The sequence below is a fragment of the Halarcobacter sp. genome, from assembly GCF_963676935.1.
GTDB lineage: Bacteria > Campylobacterota > Campylobacteria > Campylobacterales > Arcobacteraceae > Halarcobacter.
In genome coordinates this window covers 503202-518265 of record NZ_OY781470.1, presented here as the reverse complement: position 1 = coordinate 518265, position 15064 = coordinate 503202, and the positions used below count along the sequence as shown (strand labels likewise).

The 15064-nt window shown below is 28.6% G+C and carries 14 protein-coding genes; 1 reads left to right on the top strand and 13 read right to left on the bottom strand.

All coding sequences use genetic code 11. The features are described from left to right. Positions 1-26: 26 nt before the first annotated feature. From ACKU4C_RS02515 to ACKU4C_RS02460, 12 genes are all read right to left on the bottom strand, one after another. Positions 27-1580 carry a 2-isopropylmalate synthase gene (locus ACKU4C_RS02515; protein WP_321314283.1) on the bottom strand — a complete coding sequence of 518 codons (1554 nt, stop codon included), beginning with the start codon at positions 1578-1580 and terminating at the stop codon, positions 27-29. Positions 1581-1813: 233 nt separating this feature from the next. After that, positions 1814-2416, bottom strand: a complete 603-nt coding sequence (locus tag ACKU4C_RS02510) for a phosphatidylserine decarboxylase (protein ID WP_321314282.1) — start codon at positions 2414-2416, stop codon at positions 1814-1816. Positions 2417-2418: 2 nt separating this feature from the next. Continuing rightward, positions 2419-4497, bottom strand: coding sequence for an ATP-dependent zinc metalloprotease FtsH (ftsH, locus tag ACKU4C_RS02505; RefSeq protein WP_321314281.1), 2079 nt, complete (start codon positions 4495-4497; stop codon positions 2419-2421). A gap of 16 nt (positions 4498-4513) precedes the next feature. After that, on the bottom strand, positions 4514-5320 hold the full coding sequence (locus ACKU4C_RS02500; RefSeq protein ID WP_321314280.1) for a 50S ribosomal protein L11 methyltransferase: 807 nt from the start codon (positions 5318-5320) through the stop codon (positions 4514-4516). 44 nt (positions 5321-5364) lie between these two features. Beyond that, positions 5365-6297: a tRNA-dihydrouridine synthase gene (locus tag ACKU4C_RS02495; RefSeq protein ID WP_321314279.1), complete on the bottom strand. Its 933-nt coding sequence runs from the start codon at positions 6295-6297 to the stop codon at positions 5365-5367. Continuing rightward, the gene (locus ACKU4C_RS02490) at positions 6297-7313 is read right to left on the bottom strand and encodes a hypothetical protein (protein ID WP_321314278.1); all 1017 of its coding nucleotides are present in this window, start codon (positions 7311-7313) and stop codon (positions 6297-6299) included. The genes ACKU4C_RS02495 and ACKU4C_RS02490 overlap by 1 nt, the downstream gene beginning before the upstream one ends. Before the next feature lie 17 nt (positions 7314-7330). Further along, entirely contained in the window at positions 7331-7684 is a 354-nt protein-coding gene (dksA, locus tag ACKU4C_RS02485) for an RNA polymerase-binding protein DksA (RefSeq protein ID WP_321314277.1), read from the bottom strand. A 49-nt stretch (positions 7685-7733) separates the two neighbouring features. Next, positions 7734-8192, bottom strand: a complete 459-nt coding sequence (locus ACKU4C_RS02480; RefSeq protein WP_321314276.1) for a 23S rRNA (pseudouridine(1915)-N(3))-methyltransferase RlmH — start codon at positions 8190-8192, stop codon at positions 7734-7736. Positions 8193-8227: 35 nt separating this feature from the next. Next, positions 8228-9097, bottom strand: coding sequence for an acetyl-CoA carboxylase, carboxyltransferase subunit beta (gene accD, locus ACKU4C_RS02475; RefSeq protein ID WP_321314275.1), 870 nt, complete (start codon positions 9095-9097; stop codon positions 8228-8230). An 11-nt stretch (positions 9098-9108) separates the two neighbouring features. Further along, positions 9109-10320, bottom strand: a complete 1212-nt coding sequence (metK, locus tag ACKU4C_RS02470) for a methionine adenosyltransferase (RefSeq protein WP_321314274.1) — start codon at positions 10318-10320, stop codon at positions 9109-9111. A gap of 91 nt (positions 10321-10411) precedes the next feature. Next, positions 10412-12214 (bottom strand): glutamine--fructose-6-phosphate transaminase (isomerizing), encoded by a 1803-nt coding sequence (gene glmS, locus ACKU4C_RS02465; protein WP_321314273.1) that lies wholly within the window; start codon positions 12212-12214, stop codon positions 10412-10414. A gap of 57 nt (positions 12215-12271) precedes the next feature. Further along, on the bottom strand, positions 12272-13048 hold the full coding sequence (locus ACKU4C_RS02460; protein WP_321314272.1) for an inositol monophosphatase family protein: 777 nt from the start codon (positions 13046-13048) through the stop codon (positions 12272-12274). A gap of 353 nt (positions 13049-13401) precedes the next feature. Here ACKU4C_RS02460 and ACKU4C_RS02455 point away from each other — a divergent pair, with 353 nt between their 5' ends. Then, positions 13402-13989: a YkgJ family cysteine cluster protein gene (locus tag ACKU4C_RS02455; RefSeq protein ID WP_321314271.1), complete on the top strand. Its 588-nt coding sequence runs from the start codon at positions 13402-13404 to the stop codon at positions 13987-13989. A 277-nt stretch (positions 13990-14266) separates the two neighbouring features. Here the strand turns inward: ACKU4C_RS02455 and blaOXA are convergent, their stop codons facing one another. Beyond that, entirely contained in the window at positions 14267-15031 is a 765-nt protein-coding gene (blaOXA, locus tag ACKU4C_RS02450) for a class D beta-lactamase (RefSeq protein ID WP_321314270.1), read from the bottom strand. Positions 15032-15064: the final 33 nt, after the last annotated feature.

Below are 15064 nucleotides of genomic sequence, written 5' to 3'. Positions count from 1 at the left end.
TTACCAAGGGAGTAAATCCCTTGTGTTTACACTTGATGCTCAGTCTTTTTTGCTAATCTCTCTTTTTGAGAAAGATAAGAATTAACTGCACCAACATAAGCTTTAGCTGTAGCTAACATTGTATCTATACTTAAACCATGCCCAACAAATTCAGGTGATTTTTCATCAAAAGATACTCTTGTTGTAACTTTTGCTAAGGCATCCTTTCCTTCAGTTACAGATAAAACTTTATAATCTTTTAATTGTCCGTCATAACCTGTTAATCTATCAATAGTTTTAAAGATTGCATCCATTGTACCATCACCAATATTTGCATCTTGCATAATTTCATCTTTAAATTTAATAGTTACAGCAGCCATTGGCATACCATTTGAACAGTCTGAAATTTGTAATCCAACTAACTCATAAGTTTTATCTGAGTTCAATGCTTCATCAGTAATTAACATTCTTACATCATCATCTGTAACATCTTTTTTCTTATCTGCCAAAATTTTAAACTTTTCAAATGCAGCGTTTAACTCTTCTTCTGAAACTTTATCAAATCCTAATTGATTGATTTTATCTCTAAAAGCAGCTCTACCACTATGTTTTCCTAAAATCAATGTAGAATCTTTAAATACACCAACATCTTCAGGCTTCATAATCTCATAAGTCTCTTGATGCTTTAATACACCATCTTGATGAATTCCACTTTCGTGTGCAAATGCATTTTTACCAACAATTGCTTTGTTTTGTTGTGGTTCAACTCCTGTTATTGTCGCAACTAATCTTGAAGTTGGATAGATCTCAGGAGTATTAATATCAGTATATAATCCACCAAAAGCATCACGTCTTGTTTTAATAGCCATTACTGCTTCTTCTAAAGATGAGTTTCCTGCTCTTTCCCCTAAACCATTAATTGTAACTTCAATTTGTCTAGCACCATTCATAACAGCTGCCAAAGTATTAGCTGTTGCCAATCCTAAATCGTTGTGATTATGAACAGATATTCTTGCTCTATCTCCTGCAAAATCAGATAGTTCTTTTACCATTGCACCTAATTCTGTTGGTAATCTATATCCAACTGTATCAGGTAAGTTGATAGTTTTAGCTCCTGCACCAATTACAGCATCCATAACCTCTTTCATAAATGAGATTTCAGATCTTCCCGCATCTTCTAAAGAAAACTCAACATCATCAACAAATGTTCTAGCGTATTCTACTGCGTGAATTGCTCTTTTGATAACTTCATCTTCACTCATTTTTAATTTATACTTCATATGAATTGGTGAAGTAGCTATAAATGTGTGAATTCTATGTAATGGTGCTTTTTCTACAGCCAAACCTGATTGCTTAATATCATTTTCAACTGCTCTACTTAAAGAACAAATACTTGAATTTTTAACAACTTCTGCAATTCTACTAACAGCATCAAAGTCACCAGGACTGGCTGCTGCAAAACCTGCTTCTATTATATCTACACCTAATTTTTCTAATTGCAAAGCAACTTTAATCTTCTCTTCTGTGTTCATTGAACAGCCAGGAGATTGTTCTCCATCTCTTAATGTTGTATCAAATACGTATATTTTATTATTATCCATGTTATTACCCTTGTAAAGTGACATATTATACCTTTTTTTTATTGTAAAAAAAGTAAACCTATATTCTTAAGTTGTGATTTTTGTTATTTATTGTTTAAATATTAGAGTGATTTTGTAAGAAGCAGAAGAGTGTTAACACTTTTTATGAAATGGTTGTTGAAAAAATCATATATTTTCATTTATACTCTCCTATTAAATTAAGTGAAGTATTATATATATTTAAAAATTGTTTGTCAAGAGTTTTTTATTTTTTTAGCTATAACTGTTTTTCCAGAAATCACTTTATCATTCATAGAAACATTAATTTCTATATTAGATTCAAAGTTAATAATTACTTGTCCATGGATAAATGTAGTGATTTTTTCACCTTTTTTGTAATTCTCTTTTTTTTGAATATTTAATGAAGGATTAAATAAAGATGAAATAAGTTTCATCTTCATATTTTCATATTTTATCTCAAAAGTTTCATTAAATTTTTTTGCTTTATAGGAATCTAATAATAAATTTGTTCCTTTTTTATGTGAGATTTCTACTTTTGATGAACCTAAACTTCTTAAAATATGGGAATCAAAAATACTAACATCAATAGTAATACTTTTTTTAAATCCATTTGTATCAATTGATATAACTTTTCCATCTATTGGAGAATAAATTTCATCGTTTTTTAATGTAGCTATATCTATAAATTTAAATCTATAGATATATATTGTAAATAGTAATGCTACAAAAGATAATAATGATAAAAAGTCACAATCCATAATATAAAAAAATACTAATAAAAAAAATAGTATTTTTATTTGACTTTTACCCTCTTTTGCAACAAAACTATCATACATAGTTAATCTTTTTTATCTTCTTTTATCTCTTCATCATTTGATGAAGTTTCATTTTCATCAACTTTTATATTTTCTTCATTAGTCTTTGATGAAGATTCTTCATTTTCTTCCTTAGGAGAAGATTTTTCTTCTTCATTTAAAGCTTCAGTATGTAAATCCTCTTCTTCAAATACTTCTCCACCATGGTCTTTAATGATATCTCTTACTCTTTGACCTGAAATAACTTCAACATCTAAAAGCTCTTTTGTCATCTCTTCTATAGCATCTTTATTGTCTTCTAGTGATTGAACTACAGCTTCATATCTTTCATTAAGCATTCTTTTAACATATTCATCAAGATTTTTTGACATATCATCAGAGAAATCTTTTTGTGTTTGTCCACCTAAGAATTGATTACTTCTTTTCTCTAGCACCATTAAACCTGCAATATCACTCATACCATAGATAGTTGCCATTGATTTAATAATATCTGTAGCTCTTTCAAGGTCATTTCCTGCACCAGTAGATATTTCACCAATAAATACTTGCTCAGCTGCTCTACCACCAAGTAAAACATCAACTTCAGCTATAAGTTCATGTTTTTGCATTAAATATTTGTTCTCTTCAGGAGTATTCAATGTATATCCAAGTGCAGCTAGTCCTCTTGGCACAATAGATACTTTATTTACTTTTTTAGCACCTTTTGTAATCTCTGCAATTACTGCATGTCCAGACTCATGATAAGCAACAATTTTTCTCTCTTTAGGAGATATTCTTCTTGATTTCTTTTCAAGTCCAGCAATTTGTCTTTCAACTGCTTCTTTAAAATCTTCATAATTTACTTCTTCTTTTGAAACACGACCTGCTAATAATGCTGCTTCATTTACAATATTTGCTAAATCTGCTCCAGCAAGTCCTGCTGTCATTCTAGCAACCTCTTCTAAATCAACATCTTTACCAAGTTTTACACTTTTGATATGAACATTTAAAATCTCTTTTCTACCTTCAAAATCTGGTTTATCAACTAAAACTTGTCTATCAAATCTTCCTGGTCTTAAAAGTGCTGGATCAAGAACTTCTGGTCTATTTGTTGCAGCTAATACAATAACTGGTGCTGATTCTGTTGAAAATCCATCCATTTCAGCTAATAACTGATTTAATGTTTGTTCTCTTTCATCATTTCCACCCATAGGTCCACCTGAGGCTCTACTTTTACCAATTGCATCAATCTCATCAATAAAGATAATTGCCGGAGCAACTTTTTTTGCTTGTTCAAAAAGATCTCTAACTCTACTTGCTCCAACCCCAACAAACATCTCAATAAAAGCTGAACCTGAAACAGATAAAAATTGTACATCTGCTTCACCTGCAACTGCTTTTGCTAAAAGAGTTTTACCTGTACCTGGAGGTCCAACTAATAAAACACCTTTTGGAATTTGAGCCCCAAGTTTAATATATCTTTCTGGAGAAGAAAGGAAATCAACAACCTCTTGTACTTCCTCTTTTGCTTCATGGTTCCCTGCCATATCATCAAAAGTAACATTTGGTTTTTCAGAATTAATCATCTTTTTAGAACTTCCTATTCCAAGAATTCCTCCTGAACCTCCACCCATTGATTTTGACATTCTTTTTGCTAAGAACATCCAAATAGCAAAGAAGATAAAAATTGGTAAAACCCAACCAAAAAGAATATCTGCAATTAGATTCTCTTCATTTATTCCACCATAAGCGATACCTTTTTCTTCTAAACTTGGAATTAAAGTATCATCTGGCACTACTCTTCTAGCTGTATAAGTAGTAACTTGACCACCTGAAGGTTTACCTACTGCTTTTATTTGAGTATTTCCTATACCCACATACTCAATTCCACCATTACTAATTAATTTTTTCAAATCAGAATATGGTACTGTTTTGTTTTTTGTTTGACCAAAACTTGACATACTTGAATTTTGTCCCATCATTGATTGACCGTTTCCTTCCGGAAATACAGCCTTAAAAACAAAAATTGTAACTATTGAAAAAATTACAAAAACTAAAAGTGGATTATTATTAAAAAAGTTGTTGTTATTATCTCCACCATTTTTATTGTTTTTATCACTCATATAAATCTTGCTCCCTTTATTTTTTTAATACTACAGTTATCCATTCATTCTTATGAATCACTTTTAACTGTTTCACATCTTGAAATTTTCTTAAAACCTTATCAATATGTTTATCCAATATCCCTGATATTATTAATATACCATCATCTTTTAAGCACTTCTTCAAATCAGAAGCTATAAAGACTAATACATCAGCTACAATATTTGCTATAACTATATCATATTTTTTTTCAGCTTTATTAACACTTCCCACCCAAGAGTTGTTAAATATAACATTATTTAAATTATAATTTGTTTTTGTATCTTTTATACAAACTTCATCTGTATCACAAATATCTACTATTGCACCAAGTTTTGATGCACCAATTGCTAAAATACCACTTCCTGTACCAACATCTAGTACTTCATCATCTTTTTTAACAAACTCACTTATAGCTTCTAAACAACTAGAAGTAGTTTCATGATGCCCTGAACCAAATGACAAAGCAGGATCAATTATTATATTAATTTTATCCTCTTTTTCCAAATCCCAAGAGGGTCTAACATAAAATTTTCCAACCTCTACAGCTTTTACTGAGTCTTGATATTGTTTTATCCAATCAATATTTTTCTTTTTTGATAATATTGTTTCACACTCAATACCAACGGCCTTGGAAAACTCGTTTATTCCATATTCTATATCACTTAAGTCTTCTTCACTTCTAGCAATGATTGAATCATCACTCTCTTCAATAGCATCATTAACTAATGAATTTAAAAGATCAAGAAAAACTTCGTAATTTCCTGAAGGTTTAATTATTAATTCGTAATAGTAGTCTGACAAATATTATCCTTTGCAAAAAGTTTAATATTTTATCTAAAAAGTTTTTAAAAAAAGTTTTCTATCATATCTCGCATAACTTCTGCGTCAGATATTCGATTTATAATATCTCTAAATTCAGCTGCACCTTTATACCCTTTAGAGTAAGAATGTAAAAGTTTTCTAAACATTACAGCACCATGTTGACCATGAAACTTTAGTACTGCATCAAAATGTTCTAAAATAATTTCTCTTTTTTTATCTTCGCTGATATTTTCAATTCCATTTTTAAGTTGATAAAAAATCCAAGGTTTCCCAATTGCAGCACGACCAATCATTACTCCATCTGCATTTGTATAATTTAATACCTCTTTTGCCTTATCATAATCTTTGATATCACCATTTGCAATAACTGGAATAGAAACAGCTTCTTTCATCATCCTAATTGCATCATAATCAACTGGCGCTTTATATTTTCCAGCTCTTGTTCTTCCATGAACTGCAATATAGTCAACTCCACAAGCTTCTACAACTTTTGCAATTTCTACTGGTATTTTTTCATTTACTCCAATTCTAACTTTTGCAGTTGTATATTGTTTTTTATTGTATTTTTTTACTGTTAATAAAATCTCTTCAAGTTTTTTTAAATCCCCTAAAAGATTTGAACCTGATCCATGATTAAATACTTTTGGTGCAGGACAACCACAATTTAAATCGATTCCATCAATACCATCAATATCATTTAAAATCTCAACAGCATCCCTTACAAGTTCAGGTTTATTTCCTGCTATTTGGACAATATAAGGGTCTTCACTTGGAGCTTTTTCAATCATTTTTCTAGTTTTTTCTGACTTATAAACTAAAGCATTTGAAGATATCATCTCAGAGATAGTAATATCTGCACCAAATTTTTTAACAACAGAACGAAATGGTAAATCAGTATATCCGGCAAGTGGAGCCAGCACCATAAGTGGCTGGCTAAAATCTATTTTATTTTTCATTAATTATTATATGAGATTTCGTCTAGAGAGTATTGCTTTCCAGCTTCTTTTAAATCTATTAAAGCTCTAAAAGCAACTAATTCATTGTTATCATAACCACTTAAGATTTCTCTTACTTTGTCAATCATTTCTAATTCACATAGAACATATAAGTTAGCATCTACAGCTTCTTCTATTTCATTTGAAATAAATTCAAATAATTCTATTAATTTATCTGGACTTAACACGGCTTTATAAAGTTTTGCTAAATTTATATATTCATTTTTTGAATAATTTAAAGATTTAGTTATCTTTAAAATCTCTTCCTTTGTTAATCCAAACTCAATATTATCAACATCTTTCAAAAAAAGTTTATAAGCCATTTCTCTATCAAGTTTAACACTAGTGTAAACTTTTTTTATTGTTGTCATTGCTTTATTTTCTAATACATTAAAAAATGCTATTTTAATTACATCTTCAGAATATGCATCAACTTTTTTCAAAATATCTAAAGAAAAATCAACTTGCTCATTTATTTTATTAATAAGATTTGTTTTTGCAAGTTCAGAATTACTATCTAATTTAAGATTTTTTTCACTTACATATTTTCCAGCTTTTATATCTTTTATTAAAGATACTGTTTGATTTAACTCTTCATTAGTTGAAGTAAAAGTATTATCTTTTACATCAAGTTTTAATTGATTTAATATCTTAAATATATTTTTATATCCAGATGTTTTTAATTTACATTTTTCATCTTTTTGTAATAAAAAATTCTTCACTGAAGTAACAATTGTTAATTCATCTTTTAGAAAAGCTTTTTGCTTACAGTAGTTAACTGTACTGTAAAAAAGAAGATGTAGAAGGCTTAATACAAAAAGTACAACTACAGGTAATAAAAACCATATCACTATAGGTAAGTTTAATGAAAAGTCAAAAACTTTTAGTTCATAATCCCCTGCTTCCATACTAAAAATAGCTAGTCCTAATATTAATATAAATAATAAAGAAAAACCTATATACGATTTAAGTCCCACATCTAATCCTTTTAATTTTATTGTTCTACTTCGTAAATCTCTCTACAAGGTGTACAAAATTTTGCAAATGGTTTTGCTCTTAATCTTCCAATAGCAATTGATTCATCGCACATTTCACAAATACCATATGTACCTTTTTCTATTCTTTTAAGAGCATCTTCGATCTCTTTAAGTTCTGTAATTTGTTGATTAGCAATTATCCCCTCTTTGAAAGAATCACTAGAAACTTCTGCATAATCATAATCATCTTTGCACTCAGAATCTTTTAAAGAATCTATACTATCTCTACTACCTTGAATGTTTTTAGTAATTTTATCTTTTCTCTCAAGCAAGATATTTTTTAATTCTTCTATCTGTTTAGTGTTAGCCATATTATACCCTATTAAAAAAATTTTGCAATTATACACAAATATTTATAAATTATTTATGATACGGATGGTTATTTTTTATCGCCAAACCTCTAAATATTTGTTCAAGTAATACAAGTGTTACTACTTTATGAGCCATAGTTAATGAACTAAGGCTTATTGAAAGCTCGCATTTATCTAAAAAACTTCTTTCAAAACCATAAGCTCCACCTATAAAAAAATTTATTTCACTATGAGTTGTAATTATTTCTGAAAATTTAAAACTATCAATTTTTTTACCTAACACATCTAAGGCAATACAATACCCCTTCATATGAGGTTCAAATGCTTCTGTATAAGATTTTTGCGCTTCTTTTTCACCTATTGACTGAGCTTTAGCTATATTTTTATTAAATATAGAATGAACTTCAACTTTTGCAAACTTTGAACACATTTTTATAAAATCATTTGATAATTTGTCAAACTCATCTTTTGATGGTTTTACTACTGCATAAATATTAATTTTTGCCATAAATTTAAGTGATGGAGTAAAAACTCCATCTATAATTAACTAGCGTTAGTATCTTTTTGGAACATTGTTAATAAATCAGAAAGAGTTTTTTTCATTTCACTTCTATTTACAACCATATCAATTGAACCTTTTTCAAGTAAAAATTCTGCTCTTTGGAAACCTTCAGGTAGATCAGCACCAATAGTTTGCTTAATAACTCTTTGACCAGCAAACCCTACTAATGCTCCTGGTTCAGCCATAATAATATCACCTAAAAATGCAAATGAAGCAGAAACACCACCCATTGTTGGGTCAGTTAAGACAGAGATAAAAGGAAGTTTTAATTTATCCATTTTTTTAAGTGCTGCTGATGTTTTTGCCATCTGCATTAAAGAAAATGTTGATTCTTGCATTCTAGCACCACCTGAAGCTGAAACAATAATCAGACCTTGATGATTTTGAATTGCTCTATCAACAGCTCTAACTATTTTTTCACCCTCAACAGAACCTAAACTTCCACCCATAAAAGCAAAGTCAAAAACTACAATTTGAACAGGCACTTCATTTATTGTACACTCTCCACTAACAACAGCAGAGTTTCTTCCTGTTTTTTTATAAGCTTCGTCAACTCTTTTTTTATACGATTTTTTATCTACAAATTTTAACGGATCTATAGGTTTTAAATCAGAATCATATTCAACAAAAGAATCGCTGTCTGCTAAAATTTCAATTCTTCTTTTTGCACCAATTCTCATATGAAAATTACATTTTGGACAAATATTGTTTTGGTTTTCAACCTCTTTAAAGAACATTAATGCAGAACACTCTGGACACTTAATCCAGTGTGTAGGTGCATCATTTTTTGTAGGTTGTTCTTTATTACCGCTATCAAATGTAATCTTGCTAAATAAGTTTTTTAAATCCATTATATATACCTCTAAACTAAGCTTTTAAATTTTTCTACTTGATCAAGTTTTTCCCAAGGATAATCACTTTGTCCAACTTGTCCTCTTGCAGCAACATCCGCATAAAGGAATGTTTCTTCAGAAGGTTTATCAAGGTTGAACTGCTCAGTAATCCATCTTGGAGTTAACGGATATTCATCCATTACAAATTGTGATAACTTGTCATCATCAATTTTTGTATATGTACCCATTGTATCAACGGCAACAGAAGTTGGTCTAGCAACACCAATTGCATAAGATATTTGTACAACTGCCTTATTTGCAAGTCCAGCTGCAACAATATTTTTTGCAATCCATCTTGCAGCATAAAGTCCAGATCTATCAACTTTTGTATAATCTTTACTTGATTGTGCTCCACCACCAATTGGTGCATAACCTCCAAATGAATCAACTATCAGTTTTCTTCCTGTTAATCCACTATCATGTAAAGATGAGTGATTTACATATCTTCCCGTTGGATTAATATGAATAATTGTTTCATCCTTTTTATACATCTCTGGTGGTAAACCTGTGTCATCAATAAGTCCTTGAATTAACTCTCTTACCTCTTCAATTGGCATACCTTCAACAGAAGGTGCACTAACAACAATTGTATGAATTTTTTGAGGTTTGCAATTCTCAAAATTCTCTTTTGTACCATAATCAATAGTAACTTGAGTTTTAATATCAACACCAAGTTTATGTTTATGGTTTAATGCATAATTATAAACTTTATCAGCCAACATTCTAGCATAAGTAATAGCAGCTGGCATTAAATCAGCTGTTTCGCTTGAAGCAAAACCAAACATAATACCTTGATCTCCAGCACCTATATCTCCAGTTGTTTGATCAACACCTTGTGAGATATCTGGGCTTTGTTGGTTTAAAAGCACCTGTACTTCTACATCATCAGGATGTAAACATTGTTCTTTTGTAAAACTAGATTTACCATCATAACCAATTTTTGCAAGAGCATCTTTTACAATTTCTTCATACTCTTTTTGTGATAATTGGCATTTAGATTTAACTTCTCCACCAATTACAACATGCTTTCCAGCAACAAAAACTTCCGAAGCAACTCTACTCTCGCTATCTTCTATTATCAATCTATCAACGATTGAATCAGCAATAATATCTGCACACTTATCTGGGTGCCCCGGACTTACAACTTCACTTGTAAATAAGTATTGATTTTTGTTTTCCATTTTTGTTTTCCTCGTAGGTTTTCCATTTTTGTTTTCCATTAAATACACACTTACTTTTTATTTTAAAATTTAAAAAATAAAAAATTAATATTTATTCAACAGTAACGGACTTTGCCAAATTCCTTGGCATGTCAACATCATTCCCTAATCGTATTGAAATCTCCATTGATAGAAGTTGCAATACAACTAACATCTCAAAAAACTCTAACATATAATGCTCTGTTTCTTGAGTTTTAATAAAATCATCACTAAGATCAAAATCAAGAGGAGATATGGCACAAATAGTACTATCTCTTGCACTTAACTCTTCAACATTTGATTTTATTTTATCATATAATAAATTTTGTGGCATCAAAGCAATTGTAAATAACTCAGGATCTGCCAATGCGATTGGACCATGTTTCATTTCACCTGCAGGATATCCTTCTGCGTGCAAATATGAAATTTCTTTTAATTTTAAAGCACCTTCTAATGCTAATGGGAAAAAGACATCACGTCCTATAAAGAAAAAACCATGACCATGAAGATATCTTTTCGATAGTCTTCTACATTTTTCGTGAATTTTATCTTCAACAATTAATGTTTTAGGAACCTCTCTTAAGGCTTTTAATTCACTTTGTAACTTCTCATTTGAAATTGAACCGTTTATTTTAGCAAAATAAAGAGATAACATCCATAAAACTACTGTTTGAGTTGAAAATGCCTTAGTTGAAGCTACACCTTTTTCTATTCCTGCCCTTGTTAAAATAGTATAATCAGCAAGTCTTGTCATAGATGAATTATCAACATTACAAATAACTAAAGATTTAAGTCCAGCATTCTTTGCCATCTTTAAAGCCTCTAAAGTATCAGCTGTTTCTCCACTTTGAGAAATAACTATAAATAATGTATCTTTCGTAAGTAGAGGCTCTTTGTATCTAAACTCACTTGCTACTTCTACATTACATTTTATTTTTGAAAGTCTTTCAAAAAGATATGAAGATGTTAGACCTGCATGGTGCGATGTACCACATGCACATAATTTTATCTCTTTAATTCCTTCAATTAAGCTTGGATTAATTTCATCAAAATATATTCCTTCATCTTGTATTCTTCCAAGCATACAATCACTTACTACATTACTTTGCTCATAAATCTCTTTTTCCATAAAGAATCTAAAACCATCTTTTTGAGCAAATTGTTTTGATGTAGGAAGGGTACTCCAAGTATAATTATCACTTAAAAACTCTATGTTTGAAGCAGAGGCAATTCCTCCCACTCCATCTTCTAAATAAACTACATCTTGTGCAAGACCAATTAAAGGTGCATCTGAAGATGCAAACATAACTTCACCTTCATCATTACCTTTTGCAATTATCAAAGGACTTCCATTTTTAAAGAAAAATATTTTTTCTGGGTCTGCTTTTGAGATTAAAAGGATTGAAAATGCACCTTTTAGCTTTTCTATTGTATTTTCAAATGCTTTTTTTGAATCATTTGATTTATTATAAAAACTTTCAAAAAGATGTACAATTACTTCTGTATCAGTTTGAGAAACAAACTTTACTCCTTGAGCTTGTAACTCTTCTTTTATCTCTTTATAGTTTTCAATTATTCCATTGTGAACAACATAAGAGTATTCACCTAAGTGTGGATGTGCATTTAATTCAGTAGGTTTTCCATGGGTTGCCCACCTTGTATGACCAATGCCTATTGGGTATTCATCTAAAGAAGCATTACTAATTTTATTTACTAGATTAGTTAATTTTCCTAATGCTTTAAAAACATCAATTTTATTATTGTTTAATAAAGCCATTCCAGTTGAGTCATAACCTCTATATTCTAATTCTTTTAAACCGTCTAATAAAAATTTTGTTGTATCTTTTTTACCTATGTACCCTACAATACCGCACATATTTACCCTTTTGAATATTTTTAAAAGTATTTATAATATCTAAAAATTACTAAAAAATTACTTCATAACTAAATTAGATATTAAATGTGAGTGAATAAGACCATTTGAAGCAACTATATATTTGTCTTCAAATAATTTATAATCTTGCAGATATAAATTTGATACTTGTCCACCAGCTTCCAATAAGATTATTATTCCTGCACTTACATCCCATGCTTTTAGATTCATTTCATAATAACCTTCGTATGTACCTTTTGCTATATAACATAAATCTAAAGCTGCAGAACCTAATCTTCTAATATCTTGACACTTTGGCAAAATATTTTTAATCTTTTCTATAACATCTAATAGATCATCTTGATTTGTACCACTACTATATGGAAAACCAGTTGATATTAATGCCTTTTGAAAAACCTTCTCTTTAGAAACTTCAATTTTCTCTCCATTTAAAAAAGCACCACAATTAATCTGTGCTTCATAAAGTTCATCCAAAATAGGATTATATACTATACCTATATAAGGTTTTTTATCTTTATAAACTCCTACAGATATTGCAGTATGGGGAACTTGATTTACAAAATTTGTTGTTCCATCTATTGGGTCTATGATAATAGAATTATTAAACTCAATATTTTCATTATTTGATTCTTCAGCAATTAAGTTAAAATCTTTAAACTCATCTGAAAACTTCTCTTTTAAAAAATTTTCAACTGCAACATCATATTTTGTAACTAAATCTTTTTTTGCTTTAAAATTTACATCTTTTTTAGAAAAATATCCATCTCTTAATATCTTTCCTGCTTCTAATATAATCTCTTTTAATTTATCTTTCATATTAATCCAAATTTTCTTTGAATTTTAACAAAATTAAACTAGATTTAGATTAATTAAATTTATTTTTTCTATATATTTTCATATTAATTTCAAATTTAATTTACTTTTAATAAAAAAAAGGAGTATAATACATTTAACATAAACAATATGGAGGTGTAAATGAGAAAAAAATCACTTTTTGGTATTGTTAAAATTTAATGAAATTTATCAATAAATTTACTATCTAGTAGATTTGTAAATATAGGTTTTATTTACAAAATAATTTAAAAAAGGGAAAAGGTTTGAAATCTTTTCCCTTTTTTTGTTTCTCTCCATCCTATTTATACTCTATCAATTTTAAGGAGACTTATCCATTGTTCACTTTAACAACCAATAAACAACTATATTTTGGAAATTGTAGTAATTGTGAAGCTAACTGCTGTAATGGTAAAAATGGAATAATATTCTCACAAATAATTTTAGAAGATTTTAAAAAAGTTTATGAAAGATTCCCCATAGTTTTTATATTTGGTAACCTAAATTATATCAAACCAGTTATTTTACTTACTAATGGAAAAGATTATTGCCCCTACTTAAAAGATTATAAGTGTACAATTTATGAAAACAGACCTACAGTTTGTAGACTATATCCCCTAAGTCCAAATCTAGATAATCAAATCTATTTTGATTTAAACTGCCCAGAAATTGCCTATAAAAAAAATAACAATAATTTAATATTTAAAAATAATAAGTTAAGTGAGAATTTTCATAATGATATTTTTGAAACATATCAAGATAAATATGTTAAAACCCATTTAGAATTTGAAAAACTAGAAAAAAAAGATTTTAAAAAAATTAAAACAATTAATAATTTAGATTTTTTTCAATATATAGGAAAAGTAGATTCAAAATTTTTCAAATATCATCAAGATTCCTTGAAAAATTTAGATAATTTAAAATAAAGTTGTTTTTAAATAATAAAAAAGAATTACATCATCTTTTGAAGTAAATTAGACTCAACTATCCTCAGATATACATACTTAGCCAGAGAGACTGATTGAGACAAAGTAAAAATCCAACTTAGACTTTTTAAGACACTTTCAAAATTAGAAAAAACTTCCTATTAATAGAGGATAAATTTGGGTTTTAAAATGGGCTAGAAAATTTGTTAAGAAAATATTTTGGGTGAGTTTAGATAGTCATAATTAAACTATCTTGGACATTTTAAGACACCTTATTTTATAAAATATTTTTGGATTTTAATGCTTTATAAACTATTTCTTTTCTTAGCTTCAATTTTTCTCTTTTTATATCACCATTTAAAGAAAAGAAATATACCTTATTATTTGTTTTTACATAACCTACATACCAACCAATAGCTCCATCCCACCCACTTTTTGCTTTTAATTCATATTTATCATTTTTATCTACTGTTATAATAGCTTTAACTATACTAATATTTTTTTTAGAGATTGGGAGATTTTCATTGTAAAGTTTTTTTAAAAAATCTATTTGTTCAAAAGCAGATATCTTCAAATTACCATTTAACCAAAAAGATGATTTATCTTTCCCTACTGTTTTATTTCCATAGTTAAATTTTAAAAGATAATCAGTATATTTTTCTTTTGACATTTTATGTGTAAACTGTTTATAACACCAAACACAACTCACTGAAATCGCTGATTGTAATGTTTGATCCTTATTCCAAAGGTCATATCCTCTTTTTACACCATCCCATTTTATAATATCATTTTTTGATGTAATTAGATTTTCATTTAATACAATTAAAGTATGAGGTATTTTAAAAGTTGAAGCTGAACAAAATCTCTTATCAGCCCTTTTTAAATTATATACATATAACTCATCACTTTTTAGTGTTGTCACTACTAAAGTTCCATTAATATTAAAATCTTTAAATATCTTTTCAAATGATTTGTCATCACCACTCAATAAAGTAAAACATAAAAACAGTAAACTAAAAAATTTGATCATTACTTCGTCCATTTATTTTTTTTCATTTTATCAAAAAGAAACTAT

Bases quoted from the DNA above. Each gene is read 5' to 3' on its own strand.
- ACKU4C_RS02480 (WP_321314276.1), bottom strand. From the start codon at position 8,192: ATGGCAAAAATTAATATTTATGCAGTAGTAAAACCATCAAAAGATGAG.
- glmS (WP_321314273.1), bottom strand. From the start codon at position 12,214: ATGTGCGGTATTGTAGGGTACATAGGTAAAAAAGATACAACAAAATTT.
- metK (WP_321314274.1), bottom strand. From the start codon at position 10,320: ATGGAAAACAAAAATCAATACTTATTTACAAGTGAAGTTGTAAGTCCG.
- ftsH (WP_321314281.1), bottom strand. From the start codon at position 4,497: ATGAGTGATAAAAACAATAAAAATGGTGGAGATAATAACAACAACTTT.
- ACKU4C_RS02510 (WP_321314282.1), bottom strand. From the start codon at position 2,416: ATGTATGATAGTTTTGTTGCAAAAGAGGGTAAAAGTCAAATAAAAATA.
- ACKU4C_RS02495 (WP_321314279.1), bottom strand. From the start codon at position 6,297: ATGAAAAATAAAATAGATTTTAGCCAGCCACTTATGGTGCTGGCTCCA.
- blaOXA (WP_321314270.1), bottom strand. From the start codon at position 15,031: ATGGACGAAGTAATGATCAAATTTTTTAGTTTACTGTTTTTATGTTTT.
- ACKU4C_RS02460 (WP_321314272.1), bottom strand. From the start codon at position 13,048: ATGAAAGATAAATTAAAAGAGATTATATTAGAAGCAGGAAAGATATTA.
- ACKU4C_RS02515 (WP_321314283.1), bottom strand. From the start codon at position 1,580: ATGGATAATAATAAAATATACGTATTTGATACAACATTAAGAGATGGA.
- accD (WP_321314275.1), bottom strand. From the start codon at position 9,097: ATGGATTTAAAAAACTTATTTAGCAAGATTACATTTGATAGCGGTAAT.
- dksA (WP_321314277.1), bottom strand. From the start codon at position 7,684: ATGGCTAACACTAAACAGATAGAAGAATTAAAAAATATCTTGCTTGAG.